General features: G+C 66.6%; 16 protein-coding genes. 11 read left to right on the plus strand and 5 right to left on the minus strand.

Going from position 1 to position 16,388, the window contains the following annotated elements:
• Positions 1 to 116: 116 nt before the first annotated feature.
• The gene (dnaK, locus tag AC1RQC_RS08220) at positions 117 to 2,123 is read right to left on the minus strand and encodes a molecular chaperone DnaK (protein WP_367651384.1); all 2,007 of its coding nucleotides are present in this window, start codon (positions 2,121 to 2,123) and stop codon (positions 117 to 119) included.
• 185 nt (positions 2,124 to 2,308) lie between these two features.
• Complete coding sequence (locus tag AC1RQC_RS08225) at positions 2,309 to 2,854, minus strand: cob(I)yrinic acid a,c-diamide adenosyltransferase (RefSeq protein WP_492372971.1); 546 nt, start codon at positions 2,852 to 2,854, stop codon at positions 2,309 to 2,311.
• Positions 2,855 to 3,095: 241 nt separating this feature from the next.
• Between AC1RQC_RS08225 and AC1RQC_RS08230 the strand changes: the two genes are divergently transcribed.
• The 11 genes from AC1RQC_RS08230 to AC1RQC_RS08280 all read left to right on the plus strand — a co-directional run bounded on the left by AC1RQC_RS08230 (position 3,096) and on the right by AC1RQC_RS08280 (position 13,540).
• On the plus strand, positions 3,096 to 4,514 hold the full coding sequence (locus tag AC1RQC_RS08230; protein WP_492372970.1) for an FAD-binding oxidoreductase: 1,419 nt from the start codon (positions 3,096 to 3,098) through the stop codon (positions 4,512 to 4,514).
• Positions 4,515 to 4,527: 13 nt separating this feature from the next.
• Positions 4,528 to 5,418 (plus strand): LysR substrate-binding domain-containing protein, encoded by an 891-nt coding sequence (locus tag AC1RQC_RS08235; protein ID WP_492807962.1) that lies wholly within the window; start codon positions 4,528 to 4,530, stop codon positions 5,416 to 5,418.
• Positions 5,419 to 5,462: 44 nt separating this feature from the next.
• Positions 5,463 to 5,990: a GNAT family N-acetyltransferase gene (locus AC1RQC_RS08240; RefSeq protein ID WP_492882925.1), complete on the plus strand. Its 528-nt coding sequence runs from the start codon at positions 5,463 to 5,465 to the stop codon at positions 5,988 to 5,990.
• Positions 5,991 to 6,243: 253 nt separating this feature from the next.
• Positions 6,244 to 7,737 carry an FAD-linked oxidase C-terminal domain-containing protein gene (locus AC1RQC_RS08245; protein ID WP_492882927.1) on the plus strand — a complete coding sequence of 498 codons (1,494 nt, stop codon included), beginning with the start codon at positions 6,244 to 6,246 and terminating at the stop codon, positions 7,735 to 7,737.
• Between the two features lie 2 nt (positions 7,738 to 7,739).
• Complete coding sequence (locus AC1RQC_RS08250) at positions 7,740 to 8,699, plus strand: ion transporter (protein ID WP_492372966.1); 960 nt, start codon at positions 7,740 to 7,742, stop codon at positions 8,697 to 8,699.
• Positions 8,700 to 8,729: 30 nt separating this feature from the next.
• Positions 8,730 to 9,845 (plus strand): glycolate oxidase subunit GlcE, encoded by a 1,116-nt coding sequence (glcE, locus tag AC1RQC_RS08255; RefSeq protein ID WP_492882929.1) that lies wholly within the window; start codon positions 8,730 to 8,732, stop codon positions 9,843 to 9,845.
• A 65-nt stretch (positions 9,846 to 9,910) separates the two neighbouring features.
• Entirely contained in the window at positions 9,911 to 11,167 is a 1,257-nt protein-coding gene (gene glcF, locus AC1RQC_RS08260) for a glycolate oxidase subunit GlcF (protein ID WP_492882931.1), read from the plus strand.
• A 77-nt stretch (positions 11,168 to 11,244) separates the two neighbouring features.
• The gene (locus tag AC1RQC_RS08265) at positions 11,245 to 11,631 is read left to right on the plus strand and encodes a CidA/LrgA family protein (protein WP_492372963.1); all 387 of its coding nucleotides are present in this window, start codon (positions 11,245 to 11,247) and stop codon (positions 11,629 to 11,631) included.
• Complete coding sequence (locus tag AC1RQC_RS08270) at positions 11,628 to 12,350, plus strand: LrgB family protein (protein WP_043349437.1); 723 nt, start codon at positions 11,628 to 11,630, stop codon at positions 12,348 to 12,350. The genes AC1RQC_RS08265 and AC1RQC_RS08270 overlap by 4 nt, the downstream gene beginning before the upstream one ends.
• Before the next feature lie 80 nt (positions 12,351 to 12,430).
• Complete coding sequence (locus AC1RQC_RS08275) at positions 12,431 to 12,796, plus strand: VOC family protein (RefSeq protein WP_492372962.1); 366 nt, start codon at positions 12,431 to 12,433, stop codon at positions 12,794 to 12,796.
• 54 nt (positions 12,797 to 12,850) lie between these two features.
• Positions 12,851 to 13,540, plus strand: a complete 690-nt coding sequence (locus AC1RQC_RS08280; RefSeq protein WP_492882933.1) for a helix-turn-helix transcriptional regulator — start codon at positions 12,851 to 12,853, stop codon at positions 13,538 to 13,540.
• A 45-nt stretch (positions 13,541 to 13,585) separates the two neighbouring features.
• On the opposite strand, the gene AC1RQC_RS08285 is transcribed toward AC1RQC_RS08280, so the two are convergent.
• From AC1RQC_RS08285 to AC1RQC_RS08295, 3 genes are all read right to left on the minus strand, one after another.
• Entirely contained in the window at positions 13,586 to 14,077 is a 492-nt protein-coding gene (locus AC1RQC_RS08285; protein ID WP_492372960.1) for a glutathione peroxidase, read from the minus strand.
• A gap of 81 nt (positions 14,078 to 14,158) precedes the next feature.
• Positions 14,159 to 15,298: a PilT/PilU family type 4a pilus ATPase gene (locus tag AC1RQC_RS08290; RefSeq protein ID WP_492372959.1), complete on the minus strand. Its 1,140-nt coding sequence runs from the start codon at positions 15,296 to 15,298 to the stop codon at positions 14,159 to 14,161.
• A gap of 34 nt (positions 15,299 to 15,332) precedes the next feature.
• Positions 15,333 to 16,376 carry a type IV pilus twitching motility protein PilT gene (locus tag AC1RQC_RS08295; protein WP_150985964.1) on the minus strand — a complete coding sequence of 348 codons (1,044 nt, stop codon included), beginning with the start codon at positions 16,374 to 16,376 and terminating at the stop codon, positions 15,333 to 15,335.
• Positions 16,377 to 16,388 lie beyond the last annotated feature (12 nt).

A 16,388-nucleotide genomic window follows, 5' to 3' on the forward strand; every position in this document is an offset into this window, starting at 1 on the left:
AAAAGCCGAGCGAGGCATTCGACGGCGGTAACCCGCTTGGTCCAATGTCCGTCGCCCGGCGTCGGGATGGGGGCTGGCGCTGGTGTTGCGCACCGCGCCCCCGCCCCGCTCTTCCATTACTTCTTGTCGTTGACTTCCTTGAACTCGGCGTCCACGACGTTATCGTCCTGCGGATGGGCTTGCTGATGGCCCGCGCCGGCAGCACCGGCACCGGCCGCGCCCGCGGCGCCCGCCGCACCTGCTTCGCCGGCCTGGGCCTGCATGTCCGCATAGACACGCTCGCCCAGCTTCTGGCTGGCTTCGGACAGCGCGCTGACCTTGGCATCGATCTCGGCCTTGTCGCCGCCGCGTGCGGCGTCTTCCAGTTCCTTGATCGCGGCTTCGATCTTTTCCTTCTCGCCCGCTTCCAGCTTGTCGCCGTATTCGGTGACAGCCTTCTTGGTCGAGTGGATCAGCGCGTCGGCCTGGTTGCGGGCGTCCGCCAGCTCACGGGCCTTCTTGTCTTCCTCGGCGTTGGCCTCGGCGTCCTTCACCATGCGCTGGATCTCGTCTTCCGACAGGCCCGAGTTCGCCTTGATGGTGATGCGGTTTTCCTTGCCGGTCGCCTTGTCCTTGGCGCCCACGTGCAAGATGCCATTGGCGTCGATGTCGAACGAGACTTCGATCTGCGGCGTGCCGCGTGCGGCCGGCGCGATGCCTTCGAGGTTGAACTCACCCAGCAGCTTGTTGCCGGTGGCCATTTCACGCTCGCCCTGGAACACCTTGATGGTCACGGCCGGCTGGTTGTCGTCAGCGGTCGAGAACACCTGCGCATGCTTGGTCGGGATGGTGGTGTTCTTGGTGATCATCTTGGTCATCACGCCACCCAGCGTTTCGATGCCCAGCGACAGCGGCGTCACGTCCAGCAGCAGCAGGTCCTTGCGGTCGCCCGACAGCACGGAGCCCTGGATCGCGGCGCCAACGGCGACGGCTTCGTCCGGGTTCACGTCCTTGCGCGCTTCCTTGCCGAAGAATTCCTTGACCTGTTCCTGCACCTTGGGCATGCGGGTCATGCCGCCGACCAGGATCACGTCATCGATTTCGCTGACCTTGACGCCGGCGTCCTTGATGGCGATGCGGCACGGCTCGATGGTGCGCAGGATCAGTTCCTCGACCAGCGATTCCAGCTTGGCGCGGGTCATCTTCAGGTTCAAGTGCTTCGGACCGGAGGCATCCGCCGTGATGTACGGCAGGTTGATTTCGGTCTGCTGCGAGCTCGACAGTTCGATCTTGGCCTTTTCAGCGGCTTCCTTCAGGCGTTGCAGCGCGAGTACGTCCTTGGACAGGTCGACGCCCTGGTCCTTCTTGAACTCACCGATGATGTAGTCGATGATGCGCTGGTCGAAGTCTTCGCCGCCCAGGAAGGTGTCGCCATTGGTCGACAGCACTTCGAACTGCTTCTCGCCGTCAACGTCGGCGATCTCGATGATCGAGATGTCGAACGTGCCGCCACCCAGGTCATACACGGCGATCTTGCGGTCGCCCTTTTCGTTCTTGTCCAGGCCGAAGGCCAGCGCGGCCGCGGTCGGCTCGTTGATGATGCGCTTGACGTCCAGGCCTGCGATGCGGCCAGCGTCCTTGGTGGCCTGGCGCTGCGAGTCGTTGAAGTAAGCCGGCACGGTGATCACGGCTTCGGTCACCGGCTCGCCGAGGTAGTCTTCGGCGGTCTTCTTCATCTTGCGCAGCACTTCGGCGGACACCTGCGGCGGTGCCAGCTTCTGGTCGCGCACGGACACCCATGCGTCGCCGTTGTCGGCCTTGACGATGGTGTACGGCATCAGGCCGATGTCCTTCTGCACTTCCTTTTCTTCGAACTTGCGGCCGATCAGGCGCTTCACCGCATACAGGGTGTTGCGCGGATTGGTCACCGCCTGGCGCTTGGCAGGCGCGCCCACCAGGATCTCGCCGTCTTCCATGTAGGCGATGATCGAAGGGGTGGTACGCGTGCCTTCGGCATTTTCGATCACCTTGGGCGTATTGCCTTCCATGATCGCGACGCAGCTATTGGTGGTACCGAGGTCGATACCGATGATCTTACCCATTATTCTCTCCTCTTGAGCCCCGCTATCCGCGGGGACTGCAATTCATCCTGAGGCCGAAATGTGGCCGTCCGGGGCCATTTCAAGGGCCGGAAGTGCAATTCCGACTAAATTTCTCGGCTTCTCCTTCTGATCAACGGCAGACTGGCTGGCCAAGTTGCAGGGTGTTAGGAGACGTTGCGCGCCAAGCGTGGTTTTTGTGCTGCTTACATCATTTAAAACTGGATCGGCTAACGGCCTCGCTGCCACAGGACATCACTGCCCCCGCCGGCCCGGTTGAGCACGCGCGACAACACGAACAGCAGATCGGACAAGCGGTTCAGGTACTGGCGGGGCGCCTCGTTCAGGGCTTCCTGCGCGCCCAGCGCCACCAGCGCGCGCTCGGCGCGCCGGCACACCGTGCGGCACACATGCGCCACCGCCGCGGCCCGGCTGCCACCCGGCAGGATGAACTCGGCCAGGCGCGGCAGGTTGGCATTGTAGTGATCCAGCCATGCGTCCAGCTGCAGCACCTGCTCGGGCTTGACCAGCACGTAGCCGGGGATGGAGAGCTCACCGCCAAGGTCGAACAGGTCGTGCTGGATATGCAGCAAGGCCGTGCGGACGTCGTCGGGCAGCGTCTCGGTGAGCAGTACGCCGAGGTTCGAGTTGAGCTCGTCCACATCGCCGATGGCGGCAATGCGCAGGCTGTCCTTGCTGATGCGGCTGCCGTCGCCAAGCCCGGTGGTGCCGGCATCTCCGGTGCGGGTGGCGATCTTGGAGAGGCGATGGCCCATGCGGGTCTCCTGCGTTGGCGAATCCAGCATTATGGCGCGCATCCGCCCCTTCGCGTTAGCGCGCTGCCCGGCGCCGGGTGGCGGTTGCGGCGCCCGCCCAACGAGCCGCCCCTGGCGCGGCGTAGAATAACGGGATTCGCTTGATACGCTACCGGGTGCGATTGCCGGCGCCGTTCAGCGCGGCCTTTTGCCATGGCCGACGCTGCGCGTCCCCGGTCCCCACAGACCCGCCGGAGACGCCATGAACCAACCCCTTGCCCACGCCGCGCTGGTGCGCCAACCCCTGCCCGCCGCCGTGCGTGACGCCTTGCAGGCCCGCTTCGGCGAGCGCTTCTCCACCTCCCCCGGCGTCTGCGACCACCACGGCCGCGACGAGTCCCCCTTCCCGCCGGCAGCGCCGGACGGCGTGGTCTTCGCCCACACCACCGAGGAAGTGGCCGAAGTGGCCCGGCTGTGCAACGAGCACCGTGTGCCGCTGATTGCCTACGGCGCCGGTTCCTCGCTCGAAGGCCACCTGCTGGCGGTGGCTGGCGGCATCAGCCTGGACTTGTCGCAGATGAACAAGGTGCTGTCGGTGCAACCCGAAGACCTGAACGTGACGGTGCAACCGGGCGTGACCCGCAAGCAGCTGAACCAGGAAATCAAGGACTCCGGCCTGTTCTTCCCGATCGACCCCGGCGCCGATGCCTCGCTGGGCGGCATGTGCGCCACGCGCGCCTCCGGGACCAACGCGGTGCGCTACGGCACCATGCGCGAGAACGTGCTGGCGCTGACGGTGGTCACCGCCGACGGCCGCATCATCAAGACCGGCACCCACGCCCGCAAGTCCTCCGCCGGCTACGACCTGACCCGCCTGATGATCGGCAGCGAAGGCACGCTGGGCATCATCACCGAGGTGACGGTGCGGCTGTACCCGCAGCCCGAAGCCATCTCGGCGGCCATCTGCAGCTTCCCCAGCATGGGCAGCGCGGTGCGGGCAACCATCGAGACCATCCAGCTGGGCGTGCCCGTCGCGCGCGTGGAGTTCGTCGACGCACTGGCCATCCGCGCCATCAACCGGCACGACAACTTGTCCATGCCGGAGGCGCCGCACCTGTTCTTCGAATTCCATGGCACCGAGGCCGGCGTCAAGGAGCAGGCCGAGACCGTGCAGCAGATCGCCGCCGACAATGGTGGCCAGGGCTTCGAGTGGGCCACGCGGCCGGAAGACCGCAGCCGCCTGTGGAACGCGCGCCATACCGCTTACTTCGCCATGCTGCAGCTCAAGCCGGGCTGCAAGGCGGTCACCACCGACGTGTGCGTGCCGATTTCCCGCCTGGCCGATTGCGTGACCGAGACCGAGCGTGACCTCAACGCGTCCAGCCTGCCCTGCCCCATCGTGGGCCATGTGGGCGACGGCAATTTCCACGTCGCGATCCTCACCGACCCTGAAAAGCCCGAGGAGCTCGCCGAGGCCGAGACCATCAACCGGCGCATCGTGGAGCGCGCGCTGGCCATGGGCGGCACCTGCACCGGCGAGCACGGCGTGGGGCTGCACAAGATGGATTTCCTGGTCAGCGAGCACGGCGAAGACGCGCTCGACCTGATGCGCGCCATCAAGAACGCGCTCGATCCCAACCACATCCTCAACCCGGGCAAGATCTTCCGCCCGGTACGCTAAGGGATCGCGCGGCATGGCATCCGTGTTCAACCGCGTCCCGCCGCTGCACCTGCTGATCGCGTTCGAAGCCGCCGCCCGGCTGGGCAGCTTCGCACGCGCGGCCGAGGAGCTGTCGGTCACGCCCAGCGCGGTGTCGCACCGCATCAAGAACCTGGAGGAGCTGTGGGGCGAGGACCTCTTCGTGCGCGCCAACGCCGCGCTGCGGCTGACGGCCGCTGGCACGCGCTACCTGCGCAATGTGCAGGATGCCCTCAAGGCGCTCAACGAACTGGCCCGGCCCGAGTACAACAAGCTGCGCACCCGCCTGCGCGTGGCGATCCCGCCCACCTTCGGCCGCCAGCACCTGGTGCCGCGCCTGCCCGAGTTCACGGCGCTGTACCCGCACATCGACACCGAGCTGCACCTGGCCATCCCCTTCCTGGACGTGAAGGCGGAAGACACCGATGTGGAGATCCGCTACGGCACCGGGCGCTACCCCGACCTGAAGACCACCAAGCTGCTGGTCGAGCCCGTGTTCCCGGCCTGCGGGCGCGAGTACTACGAGCGCATCGACGGCCGCGCCATCACCAAACCCGAGCACCTGCACAACCTGGTGCTGCTGCGCAGCCCGCTGGAACCCTGGAAGCCCTGGTTCGAGACCGCCGGCCTGGACTGGCCCGAGCCCCAGATCGGCCCGCAGTTCAACGACATCGGCCTGATGCTCGAAGCCATCGCCTCCAACCAGGGCGTCGCGCTGGTGCGCCAGCGCATGGCCCGGCACTGGCTGTCGCTGGGCCAGATGGTGCGGCTGCTGGACATCGAATCGGTGTCGCCGCACGGCTACTACATCGTCGAGCGCGAACAGGCGCCCCTCAAGCCGGAGGCCCGGTATTTTGTCGACTGGCTGCTCAGCCTGGACTGGTAAGACTGGCTAATTGTCCGGCAGCCCCTTTCGGAGACACCCCCACCATGCAGATCCGGCTGCTCACCCCCACCGATGCTAGCGCCTTCCAGGCACTGCGCCTCGAAGGCCTGCTGGAGGCGCCCGCTGCCTTCGGTTCCAGCTTCGAGGAAGAGCGTGACCTGCCGCTGGCCACCGTCGCCGGCCGCCTTGAGGCAACGCCCGAAAAGGCCGTGATCGGCGCCTTTGAAGCCACCGAGGGCGGCACCGCGCTGGCCGGCGTGGTCGGGCTGATGCGCGAGGACAAGGCCAAGCAGCGGCATAAGGCGTTTATCTGGGGCATGTATGTGGCGCCGGGCTATCGCGACCGGCGCCTCGGGCGACAGCTGATGGAACAGGCGTTGGCGGTGGCCACCGACATGCCCGGGCTGCGCCAGGTCACGCTCTGCGTCAACGTCATCAATGCGCCAGCGATCGCGCTCTATGAGGCCATGGGCTTCGTGCGCTACGGCGTGGAGCCGCAGGCGCTCTATGTGGCACCGGACTATCACGACAAGCTGGAAATGGTACACATGCTGGCGCCGCGCGGACAATAAAGCGGCCTATTGCCGCCTTGCGCCGCGCCGGTGCTAAGCTGGATTGGTACCGGCCAGCCTGCGAGGATCCTCCTCGCCACCGCCCGCATGGCACGTTCCGCGCCCACGCCGTCATGAGCGATTTTGATCGGCCTGCCATGCGGAATTCACGTTGCCACGAGGCTGCGCAGCCACCTGGCTGCGCTATAGTCCTTGCTCCCCACCCGCGTCCGCCCTGCCATGGCGGGCGCCGGCGGCCATAACAGGAGTTGCCATGAACGCCCCGCACGAAGTCTCACTGGTCGCCGACGACGCACGCCGCAGCGCGTTGCTCGCCGGCCTGGCGAAAATCCTGCCCGATGCGGCGTTGTTGTGGAAACCCGAAGACACCGTGCCCTACGAGTGCGACGGCTTGGCAGCCTATCGCCAGGTGCCGATGGCCGTGGCGCTGCCCGACAGCGAAGACCAGGTCTGCGCCATCCTACGCCTGTGCCACTCGCTGCAGGTGCCCGTGGTGCCGCGCGGCGCCGGCACCAGCCTGTCCGGCGGGGCCATGCCGATCGCCACCGGCCTGGTGCTGTCGCTGGCCAAGTTCAAGCGCATTGTCAGCGTGGACGTGCGCTCGCGCACCGCGGTGGTCCAGCCCGGCGTGCGCAATCTCGCCATCTCCGAGGCCGCCGCGCAGTACAACCTCTATTACGCCCCCGATCCCTCCTCGCAAATCGCTTGCACCATCGGCGGCAACGTCAGCGAGAACTCGGGCGGCGTGCATTGCCTGAAGTACGGCCTGACGGTACACAACGTGCTGCGCGTGCGCGCCGTGACGATGGAGGGCGAAGTGGTGGAATTCGGCTCGGAAGCGCCTGACGCGCCGGGGCTGGACCTGCTGGCCGCCGTGATCGGCTCCGAAGGCATGCTGGCGGTGGTCACCGAGGTGACCGTCAAGCTGATCCCCAAGCCGCAGCTGGCGCAGGTGATCATGGCCAGCTTCGATGACGTGGCCAAGGGCGGCAACGCGGTGGCCGATGTGATCGGCGCCGGCATCATCCCGGCCGGGCTGGAGATGATGGACAAGCCCGCCACCGCCGCGGTCGAGGAATTCGTGCGCGCCGGCTACGACCTGGACGCCGCCGCCATCCTGCTGTGCGAGTCCGACGGCACGCCGGAAGAAGTGGCCGAGGAAGTGGAGCGCATGAGCGAGGTGCTGCGCGCTTCCGGCGCCAGCCGCATCCAGGTGTCGCAAAGCGAGGCCGAACGGCTGCGCTTCTGGAGCGGGCGCAAGAACGCTTTCCCCGCCGCCGGGCGCATCTCGCCGGACTACTACTGCATGGACGGCACCATCCCGCGCAAGCATATCGGCACGCTGCTCAAGCGCATCGAGGAGATGGAAGGCAAGTACGGCCTGCGCTGCATGAACGTGTTCCATGCGGGCGACGGCAATATGCACCCGCTGATCCTGTTCGATGGTGCGGACCAGGACGAATGGCACCGCGCCGAGCTGTTCGGATCCGACATCCTGGAGAGCTGCGTGGAGCTGGGCGGCACGGTGACCGGCGAGCACGGCGTAGGCGTGGAGAAGCTCAATTCCATGTGCGTGCAGTTCTCCGCGCAAGAGCGCGAGCTGTTTTTTGGCGTCAAGGCGGCCTTCGACCCGGCGCGCCTGCTCAACCCCGACAAGGCCATCCCCACGCTGGCGCGCTGCGCCGAGTACGGCCGCATGCATGTGAAGCGCGGCCTGCTGCCGCACCCTGACCTGCCGCGATTCTGAACATGGCCGCTCAAAACGCCACGCAACGCAACCGCAGCAGCGCGCAAACCCGCCAGCGCCTCGGCAAGCCCGAATCCGGCTGGCGCGAGCGCTGGTACACCATCATCTTCGAGGCCGACACGCGCAACGGACAGCTGTTCGACATCACTCTGCTGCTGGCCATCGTGGCCAGCGTGCTGATTGTGATGTTTGACAGCCTGCCGGCGGTAAACCTGCGGCTGGGCCGCGTGTTCACGGTGCTGGAGTGGCTGTTCACGCTGCTGTTTACCGCCGAATACCTGATGCGCATCGTGGTGGTGCGCCGCCCCTTGCGCTATGTGTTCAGCTTCTTCGGCGTGGTCGATTTCCTATCGATCATCCCCACGTGGCTCGCCTTCTTCGTGCCCGAGCTGGCCTTCCTGATCGACGTGCGCCTGCTGCGGCTGCTGCGCGTGTTCCGGATCCTCAAGCTGACGGTGTATTTCGAGGAAGCGCAGATCCTGTACCACGCGCTGGCCAACAGCCGGCGCAAGATCTTCGTCTTCCTTGGCACGGTGTTCATCATCACCGTGATCCTCGGCACCGTGATGTATGTGGTGGAAGGCCCGCAGCACGGCTTTACCAGCATCCCCGTGAGCATGTACTGGGCGGTGGTGACGCTCACCACCACCGGCTTCGGCGACATGGTGCCCAAGACGCCGCTGGGCCAGTTCATCACCTCGCTGACCATCCTGCTGGGCTACGGCATCATCGCCTTCCCCACCGGCATCGTGGGCGCGGAGCTGGCCGCCAGCATCATGAAGCGGCCGCTGACCACGCGCACCTGCAACCATTGCCTGACGGAAGGCCACGATCCCGACGCCGGCTACTGCAAGCACTGCGGCAGCGAGCTGCCGCCTTACCAGGGCGAGAGCGAACGCGAGCCGGCAGGCTCCCGCGCAAGCGCCGAGACGCCACCTCACCGTCCCACTTCTTCCGCCTGACCTAGCTCACGCCGACACCCGCCCGCCACCATGCCAGCAGATCCGCAAGCCACCCTCTCCGCCTTTCGCGATGCCATCCGGCATGCCACCGACACGCGCGCGCCGCTGCGCCTGCGCGGCGGCGGCAGCAAGGATTTCTACGGCCAGCATGCGCAAGGGGCGCTGCTCGACACGCGCGCCTACAGCGGCATCGTCGACTACGACCCGCCCGAGCTGGTGATCACCGCGCGCTGCGGCACGCCGCTGGCGCAGATCGAGGCGGCGCTGGCCGAGCGGCGCCAGATGCTGGCGTTCGAGCCGCCGCACTTCAGCACCGGCGCCAATGCCAGCGACGTGGCCACGATCGGCGGCGCCGTGGCCGCTGGCCTGTCCGGCCCGCGCCGGCAGGCGGTGGGCGCGTTGCGTGACTTTGTGCTGGGCACACGCGTGATGGATGGCCGTGGCGACGTCCTGAGCTTTGGCGGCCAGGTCATGAAGAACGTAGCCGGCTATGACGTCTCGCGGCTGATGTCCGGGTCGCTCGGCACGCTGGGGCTGATCCTGGAAGTCTCGCTCAAGGTGCTGCCGGTGCCCTTCGACGACGCCACGCTGCGTTTTGCGCTGGACGAGGCCGCGGCGCTCGATCGCCTCAACGACTGGGGCGGCCAGCCCCTGCCGATTGCCGCTTCGGCCTGGCACGACGGCGTGCTGCACCTGCGCCTGTCGGGCGCGGCGGCCGCGCTGCGCGCCGCGCGCGAGCGGCTTGGCGGCGAAGCCGTGGACGCCGCGCAAGCCGATGCATTGTGGCGCGCGCTGCGCGAGCAGAGCCACGCCTTCTTTGCCCCGGTGCAAGCTGGCCGGGCACTGTGGCGCATTGCCGTGCCAACCACCGCCGCGCCGCTGGCGCTGCCCGGCGGGCAGCTGATCGAATGGGGCGGCGGCCAGCGCTGGTGGCTGGGCGGCAGCGACAGCGCGGCCGACAGCGCCATCGTGCGCGCCGCGGCCAAGGCGGCCGGCGGCCACGCCACGCTGTTCCGCAACGGCGACAAAGCCGTGGGCGTGTTCACGCCGCTGTCCGCACCGGTGGCTGCCATCCATCAGCGGCTCAAGGCGACGTTCGACCCCGCCGGCATCTTCAACCCGCAGCGCATGTACGCCGGCCTCTGAGCCACGGGCGGCACCGCACCACACCGCATCGATCCCCAGCCAAGGCACCGGAGAGTCCCCGAACCATGCAAACCACACTGGCCGAATTCCTGCGCGACACGCCCGACGGCGAAGAAGCCAAGTCCATCGTCGGCAAATGCGTGCATTGCGGCTTCTGTACCGCGACCTGCCCCACCTACCAGTTGCTCGGCGACGAGCTGGACGGCCCGCGTGGGCGCATCTACCTGATGAAGCAGGTGCTGGAGGGCCAGCCCGTCACGGAAAGCACACGCCTGCACCTGGACCGCTGCCTGACCTGCCGCAACTGCGAATCCACCTGCCCCTCGGGCGTGAAGTACGGCCGTCTGGTCGACATCGGCCGCAAGGTGGTGGACGACCGCCTTGCGGCCGAAGGCATCCAGCGCCCGGCGCGCGAGCGTTTCGCGCGGTGGGCGCTGCGCGAAAGCATGACGCGCCCGGCGCTGTTCGGCACGGCCATGCGCCTGGGGCAGCGCGTGCGAGCGCTGTTGCCGCAGGCGCTGCGCAACAAGGTGCCGCAGGCGGTCAACGCCGGCGCATGGCCGCGCACCACGCACGCGCGCAAGATGTTGTTGCTCGACGGCTGCGTGCAGCCCTCGATGTCGCCCAACATCAATGCCGCCACGGCACGCGTATTCGACCGTCTTGGCGTGCAGCTGGTGGTGGCGCGCGAGGCCGGTTGTTGCGGCGCCGTGCGCTATCACACCGGCGACCACGATGGCGGCCTCGACAATATGCGGCGCAATATCGACGCCTGGTGGCCGGCGGTGCAAGCCGGCGCGGAGGCCATCGTAATGACGGCGTCGGGCTGCGGCGTGATGGTCAAGGAATACGGCCACCTGCTGCGCAACGATGCCCGCTATGCGGATCGCGCGCGCCAGATCTCGGCGCTGACCAAGGATCTGTCGGAGCTGCTGCCGAACTTCGCCGACGCCCTGCAAGACGCGGCCGCCGAGGCAAGAAGCAGCAACGGCACCAATGGCCAGCGCGTGGCCTATCATCCGCCCTGCACGCTGCAGCACGGCCAGCAGATCCGCGGCAAGGTGGAAGCCCTGCTGGCAGGCCTGGGCGTGGACGTCAAGCTCTGTGCCGACAGCCACCTGTGCTGTGGCTCCGCAGGCACGTACTCGGTGCTGCAGCCCGAATTGTCCTATCGGTTGCGCGACGAGAAGCTCGCCAATCTGCAGGCCTCGAAGCCCGAGGCCATCGTCTCGGCGAATATCGGCTGCATCACGCACCTGCAAAGCGGCACCGGCACGCCGGTGATGCACTGGATCGAGCTGGTGGATCGCATGCTGGGGTAGGCTGGACGCGTGGTGCCGGGTTACCATGCGATGGCATTCACCCTTGCCGCCTTTCGCTCCTTTCGCCCCGCCCGCGCATGCTCCAGACCTTTGCCATCCTGCTGGTTTTCCAATCCGTCGGGGAAGCGCTCAGTTATTCCCTGAGCCTGCCCGTGCCCGGGCCGGTGATCGGCATGATCCTGCTGTTCGGCTGGCTCACCTTCGACGACCGGCTGCTGCCGGTGATCCAGGGGACCACGTCCGAGCTGCTCAAGCACTTGTCGCTGCTGTTCGTGCCGGCGGGCGTCGGCATCATGGTGCACGCGCACCGCATCGGCGGGGAATGGCTGCCGATCGTGGTGGCGCTGGTGGTGTCCACCTGGCTGGCGATCGCCACCACCGCGCTGGTGGCGCGCGCGCTGATGGGCAAGCCCCGGCCGCCTGAGGATGCCGGCGCGCAAGCCGGTTCGGGAGATCAAGCATGACGCCGCGCCTGAACGAGATCTGGGTCTATCTGGCGGCCAGCCCGCTGCTCGGCCTGACCGCTACCTTGCTGGCCTATGTCTTCGCGTTCCGCGTCTATGAGCGCGCGCGCTTCTCGCCGCTAGCCAATCCCGTGATGATCGCGGTCGCGATCCTGGTCACGCTGCTGACGGTGACCGGCACGCCGTACAAGACCTATTTCGATGGCGCGCAGTTCGTCCACTTCCTGCTCGGGCCCGCTACCGTCGCGCTGGCGGTGCCGCTCTACATGCAGCTGCCCAAGTTGCGCAAGCACGTGTTCCCGTTGCTGGGCGGGCTGCTGGCGGGATCGCTGGTGGCGGTGGTATCGGCCGTTGGCATCGCCTGGCTGCTGGGCGCTTCGCCCGAGACCATGCGCTCGCTCGCGCCCAAGTCGGTCACCATCCCGATCGCCATGGGCGTGGCCGAGAAGATCGGCGGCCTGCCCTCGCTGACCGCCGTGCTGGTGATGGCCACCGGCATCATCGGCGCGGTCAGCGCCACCAAGCTGCTGAACCTGCTGCGCATTTCCGACTACACCGTGCGCGGCTTCGCCACCGGCGTGGCAGCGCACGGCATCGGCACGGCGCGCGCCTTCCAGGTCAACCAGGAGGCCGGCGCCTTCGCCGCGCTCGGCATGGGCCTGAACGGCGTGCTGACCGCCGTGATGGTGCCGATGCTGGCGGCATGGATGCCACGCTGATCCCTGATCCCTGCTGACAGGACGTTGTCAGGAGCCCCCGCGCATGATCCGTCTCTCCATCACCCCTGAGAGAGACCATCATGAGCGGACTGATCAACTGGCTTGAAATTCCTGTCGTGGACATGACCCGTGCCATCCGGTTCTACGAGCAGGCCTTCGAGACCACCCTCAAGCGCGAAACCATGGCGCAGATCGACATGGCTGTCTTTGCCAACCGTGAGCCTGGCGGCGCACTGGTAGCCGGCGAGGGCTTCCGCCCCTCGGCCGACGGCTGCCTGCCTTACCTGCACACGCCGCAGCTCACGGCGCTGCTGGCGCGTGTCACCGCGGCCGGCGGCAAGACCGTGTTCGGCCCGCTGCAGTTGCCTGGCGATATCGGCCATATCGCGCATATCATCGACAGCGAAGGCAATCGCGTCGGCCTGCACCAGCCACTGGTAGGATAGTCAGCCACCGCGACCGTTTTACCAACATCCGCATAGCACCAAGATGAAGCCTCGATGAGCCGCCGCGCCGACCGCCTTTTCCAGATCGTCCAGGTACTGCGCGGGCGCCGCCTCACCACGGCGGCGCTGCTGGCGCAGCGGCTCGGGGTGTCCGAACGCACGGTGTACCGGGATATCCAGGCGCTGTCGCTGTCGGGCGTGCCGGTCGAGGGCGAAGCGGGCATCGGCTACCGGTTGCGGGCCGACTATGACGTCCCTCCGCTGATGTTCACCGCGATCGAAGTCGAAGCGCTGGTGGCCGGGCTGCGGCTGCTCAAGGCCTGGGGCGGCGGGGCGCTGGCCGCCGCGGCCGATCCCGCGTTGGAGAAGCTGGTGGCGGCGCTACCGCCCGCGCGGCGTCATGCGGCGCAGCAAAGCCGCGTGTTCGCCCCCGAATTCGTCAACCTGCCGCAGGTGCGCGACGCCTTTGACGTGGTGCATGGCGCCATGAACGCGCAACGCCTGCTGCGCCTGGACTACACCGACGCGCAGCAGCGCGCCACCGACCGCATCGTGCAGCCGCTGGGCCTGTTCTTCTGGGGCAATAGCTGGCTGCTGGCCGCCTGGTGCACCACGCGCACCGACTATCGCAGCTTCCGCCTGGACCGCTGCCGCGGCATCATCATGCTGGAAGACCGCTTCCACGAAACGCCCGACCGCTCGCTCAACGGCTTCCTGCGTGCGGTGCAGCACACCAGCGGCTAGCCGGCCGATCGGGTGATCGGCTGATCGGCTGATTCGGGACGCATCCTACGCCGGCTCGGCCAGCAGCGTCTCGATGTCGCGCTTGATATCCTCGGGCTTGGTGGTGGGCGCGTAGCGCTTGAACACCGTCCCGTTGCGGCGCAGCAGGAACTTGGTGAAGTTCCACTTGATCGCTTCCAGGCCAAGCACGCCCGGCTTCTCCGAGGTCAGCCAGCGATACAGCGGATGCGCGTTGTCGCCCTTGACGTCGATCTTGCCGAACATCGGGAAAGTGACGTGGAAGCGCGACTCGCAGAACTGGCCGATCTGCGCGGCGTCGCCCGGCTCCTGCTTGCCGAACTGGTTGCAGGGAAAACCCAGCACGGCAAGGCCACTGGCGGTGTACTGGTCCTGCAGCGCCTGCAGGCCGGCGTACTGGGGCGTGAAGCCGCACTCGCTGGCGGTGTTCACGATCAGCAGCACCTTGCCGCTGAATTGCGACAGCGGCACCGGCTGGCCAGCCAGGGAGCTGGCTTCGAACTGGTAGACATTGCTCATGACGGAATCCTCGGGTGGCACGGCGGCGCACGGCGATGCGCGTCCTGTACCGGTCAGTGTACTAGGCGATGCGGTGCGTGCTCAGATCACGTTCAGGTGTTCGGTGCCGGCGCCCAGGTCGGGCTCGCGGTCCAGGGTGCCGTGCAGCTTGATCATCAGCCGCAGGTCGTTGAGCGAGTCGGCATTGCGCAGCGCGTCTTCGTAGGTGATCTTGCCGGCCTCGTAGAGATCGAAGAGCGCCTGATCGAACGACACCATGCCCTGCTCGCGCGATTTCTTGATGACTTCCTTGAGCGCATGGATCTCGCCCTTGAAGATCAGGTCGGCCACCAGCGGCGTGCCGAGCATGATCTCCACTGCCGGCACCCGGCCCTTCTGCCCTTTGCGCGGCAACAGGCGCTGCGACACCATCGCCTTCAGGTTGAGCGACAGGTCGATCAGCAACTGCTGGCGCTTTTCCTCGGGGAAGAAGTTGACCACGCGGTCGATGGCCTGGTTGGCATTGTTGGCGTGCAGCGTGGCCAGGCACAGGTGGCCCGTCTCCGCGTACTGCATCGCGTATTCCATGGTTTCCCGATCGCGGATTTCGCCGATCAGGATCACGTCGGGCGCCTGGCGCAACGTGTTCTTCAACGCCACGTGCCAGGAGTCGGTATCGATGCCGACCTCGCGCTGCGTGACGATGCAGTTCTGGTGCGCGTGCACGTATTCGATCGGGTCCTCGATGGTGATGATGTGCCCATACGAATGCGCATTGCGATGATCGAGCATGGCCGCAAGCGAGGTCGACTTGCCCGAGCCGGTGGCGCCGGTAACGATCACCAGTCCGCGCTTTGACATCACGATGTCATGCAGTGCTGGCGGCAGGTCGAGGTCTTCCACCGAAGGAATGCGCGTATTGATGGTACGCACCACCATGCCCGCCTTGCCCTGCTGGATGAACGCGGAGACGCGAAAGCGCCCGGCGTTGGGCACGGAGATGGCGAAGTTGCACTCGCGGCTGCCGTCGAACTCGCCCGCCTGCCGCTCATTCATGATGGAGCGCACCAGGCCGAGCGCCTGGGTGGGGTTGAGCGGCTGCTGCGAGACTGGCGTGATCTTGCCGTCGACCTTGATGGCCGGCGGAAAATCCGCGGTGATGAACAGGTCCGAGCCGCGGTTGCCCACCATCAGCTCGAGCAGGTCGTTGATGTACTTGGCGGCGGATTCGCGATCGAGCATGGCGGTGTCCTGGTTCGGATGCGGCGGACTCGCCTCAGCCCGTGAATGAGTCGGGGTTCTTGGCAATGGCGCGGGCATCGTTGTAGTTGATGATGCCACGCTTGATCAGGTCCGACAGGCACTGGTCCAGCGTCTGCATGCCAAGGCCGCTGCTGGTCTGCATCATCGAGTACATCTGCGCGATCTTGTTCTCGCGGATCAGGTGGCGGATCGCCGGCGTGGCGATCATGATCTCGTGCGCCGCCGTACGGCCGTTGCCGTCGCGCGTCTTGAGCAGCGTTTGCGAAATCACCGCTTCCAGCGACTCCGACAACATGGTGCGCACCATGTCTTTTTCTTCGGGCGGGAACACGTCGACAACCCGGTCGATGGTCTTGGCCGCCGAGCTCGTGTGCAGCGTGGCGAACACCAGGTGGCCGGTTTCGGCCGCGGTCAGCGCCAGGCGGATGGTTTCCAGGTCGCGCAGCTCACCCACCAACACCACGTCGGGATCCTCGCGCAGCGCGGAGCGCAGCGCGTTGGCGAAAGAATGCGTGTGCGGCCCCAGCTCGCGCTGGTTGATCAGGCTCTTCTTGGACGTGTGCACGAACTCGATCGGGTCCTCCACCGTGAGGATGTGGCCCATGTCGTGATCGTTGCGGTGGTCCACCATCGCCGCCAGCGTGGTGGACTTGCCCGAGCCGGTCGGGCCGGTCACCAGCACCAGGCCGCGCGGCTTCATGCACAGGTCAGCGAATACCGCCGGCGCGCGCAGGTCTTCCAGCGTCAGTACCTTGGAAGGAATGGTCCGGAACACGGCGGCGGCGCCGCGCTGCGTGTTGTAAGCGTTGACCCGGAAACGCGAGAGGCTGGCGATCTCGAAAGAAAAGTCGATTTCCAGCCGTTCCTCATATTGCTTGCGCTGGGTGTCGCTCATGATGTCGTACACCATGGCGTGGACATCCTTGTGGCCCATCGCGGCCACATTGATGCGGCGCATATCGCCGTGGATACGCACCATCGGCGGCATGTCTGCCGAGAGATGGAGATCGGACGCCTTGTTCTTGACGGCGAAAGCTAATAGCTGCGCGATGTCCATCTATAATGACCC

The sequence above is a fragment of the Cupriavidus sp. GW822-FHT03E04 genome (assembly GCF_058801495.1).

What these genes read in the sequence shown, in the direction of transcription:
- AC1RQC_RS08225 (WP_492372971.1), bottom strand. Translation starts at nt 2,854, where the DNA reads ATGGGCCATCGCCTCTCCAAGATCGCCACCCGCACCGGAGATGCCGGC.
- AC1RQC_RS08230 (WP_492372970.1), top strand. Translation starts at nt 3,096, where the DNA reads ATGAACCAACCCCTTGCCCACGCCGCGCTGGTGCGCCAACCCCTGCCC.
- AC1RQC_RS08235 (WP_492807962.1), top strand. Translation starts at nt 4,528, where the DNA reads ATGGCATCCGTGTTCAACCGCGTCCCGCCGCTGCACCTGCTGATCGCG.
- AC1RQC_RS08240 (WP_492882925.1), top strand. Translation starts at nt 5,463, where the DNA reads ATGCAGATCCGGCTGCTCACCCCCACCGATGCTAGCGCCTTCCAGGCA.
- AC1RQC_RS08245 (WP_492882927.1), top strand. Translation starts at nt 6,244, where the DNA reads ATGAACGCCCCGCACGAAGTCTCACTGGTCGCCGACGACGCACGCCGC.
- AC1RQC_RS08250 (WP_492372966.1), top strand. Translation starts at nt 7,740, where the DNA reads ATGGCCGCTCAAAACGCCACGCAACGCAACCGCAGCAGCGCGCAAACC.
- glcE (WP_492882929.1), top strand. Translation starts at nt 8,730, where the DNA reads ATGCCAGCAGATCCGCAAGCCACCCTCTCCGCCTTTCGCGATGCCATC.
- glcF (WP_492882931.1), top strand. Translation starts at nt 9,911, where the DNA reads ATGCAAACCACACTGGCCGAATTCCTGCGCGACACGCCCGACGGCGAA.
- AC1RQC_RS08265 (WP_492372963.1), top strand. Translation starts at nt 11,245, where the DNA reads ATGCTCCAGACCTTTGCCATCCTGCTGGTTTTCCAATCCGTCGGGGAA.
- AC1RQC_RS08270 (WP_043349437.1), top strand. Translation starts at nt 11,628, where the DNA reads ATGACGCCGCGCCTGAACGAGATCTGGGTCTATCTGGCGGCCAGCCCG.
- AC1RQC_RS08275 (WP_492372962.1), top strand. Translation starts at nt 12,431, where the DNA reads ATGAGCGGACTGATCAACTGGCTTGAAATTCCTGTCGTGGACATGACC.
- AC1RQC_RS08280 (WP_492882933.1), top strand. Translation starts at nt 12,851, where the DNA reads ATGAGCCGCCGCGCCGACCGCCTTTTCCAGATCGTCCAGGTACTGCGC.
- AC1RQC_RS08285 (WP_492372960.1), bottom strand. Translation starts at nt 14,077, where the DNA reads ATGAGCAATGTCTACCAGTTCGAAGCCAGCTCCCTGGCTGGCCAGCCG.
- AC1RQC_RS08290 (WP_492372959.1), bottom strand. Translation starts at nt 15,298, where the DNA reads ATGCTCGATCGCGAATCCGCCGCCAAGTACATCAACGACCTGCTCGAG.
- AC1RQC_RS08295 (WP_150985964.1), bottom strand. Translation starts at nt 16,376, where the DNA reads ATGGACATCGCGCAGCTATTAGCTTTCGCCGTCAAGAACAAGGCGTCC.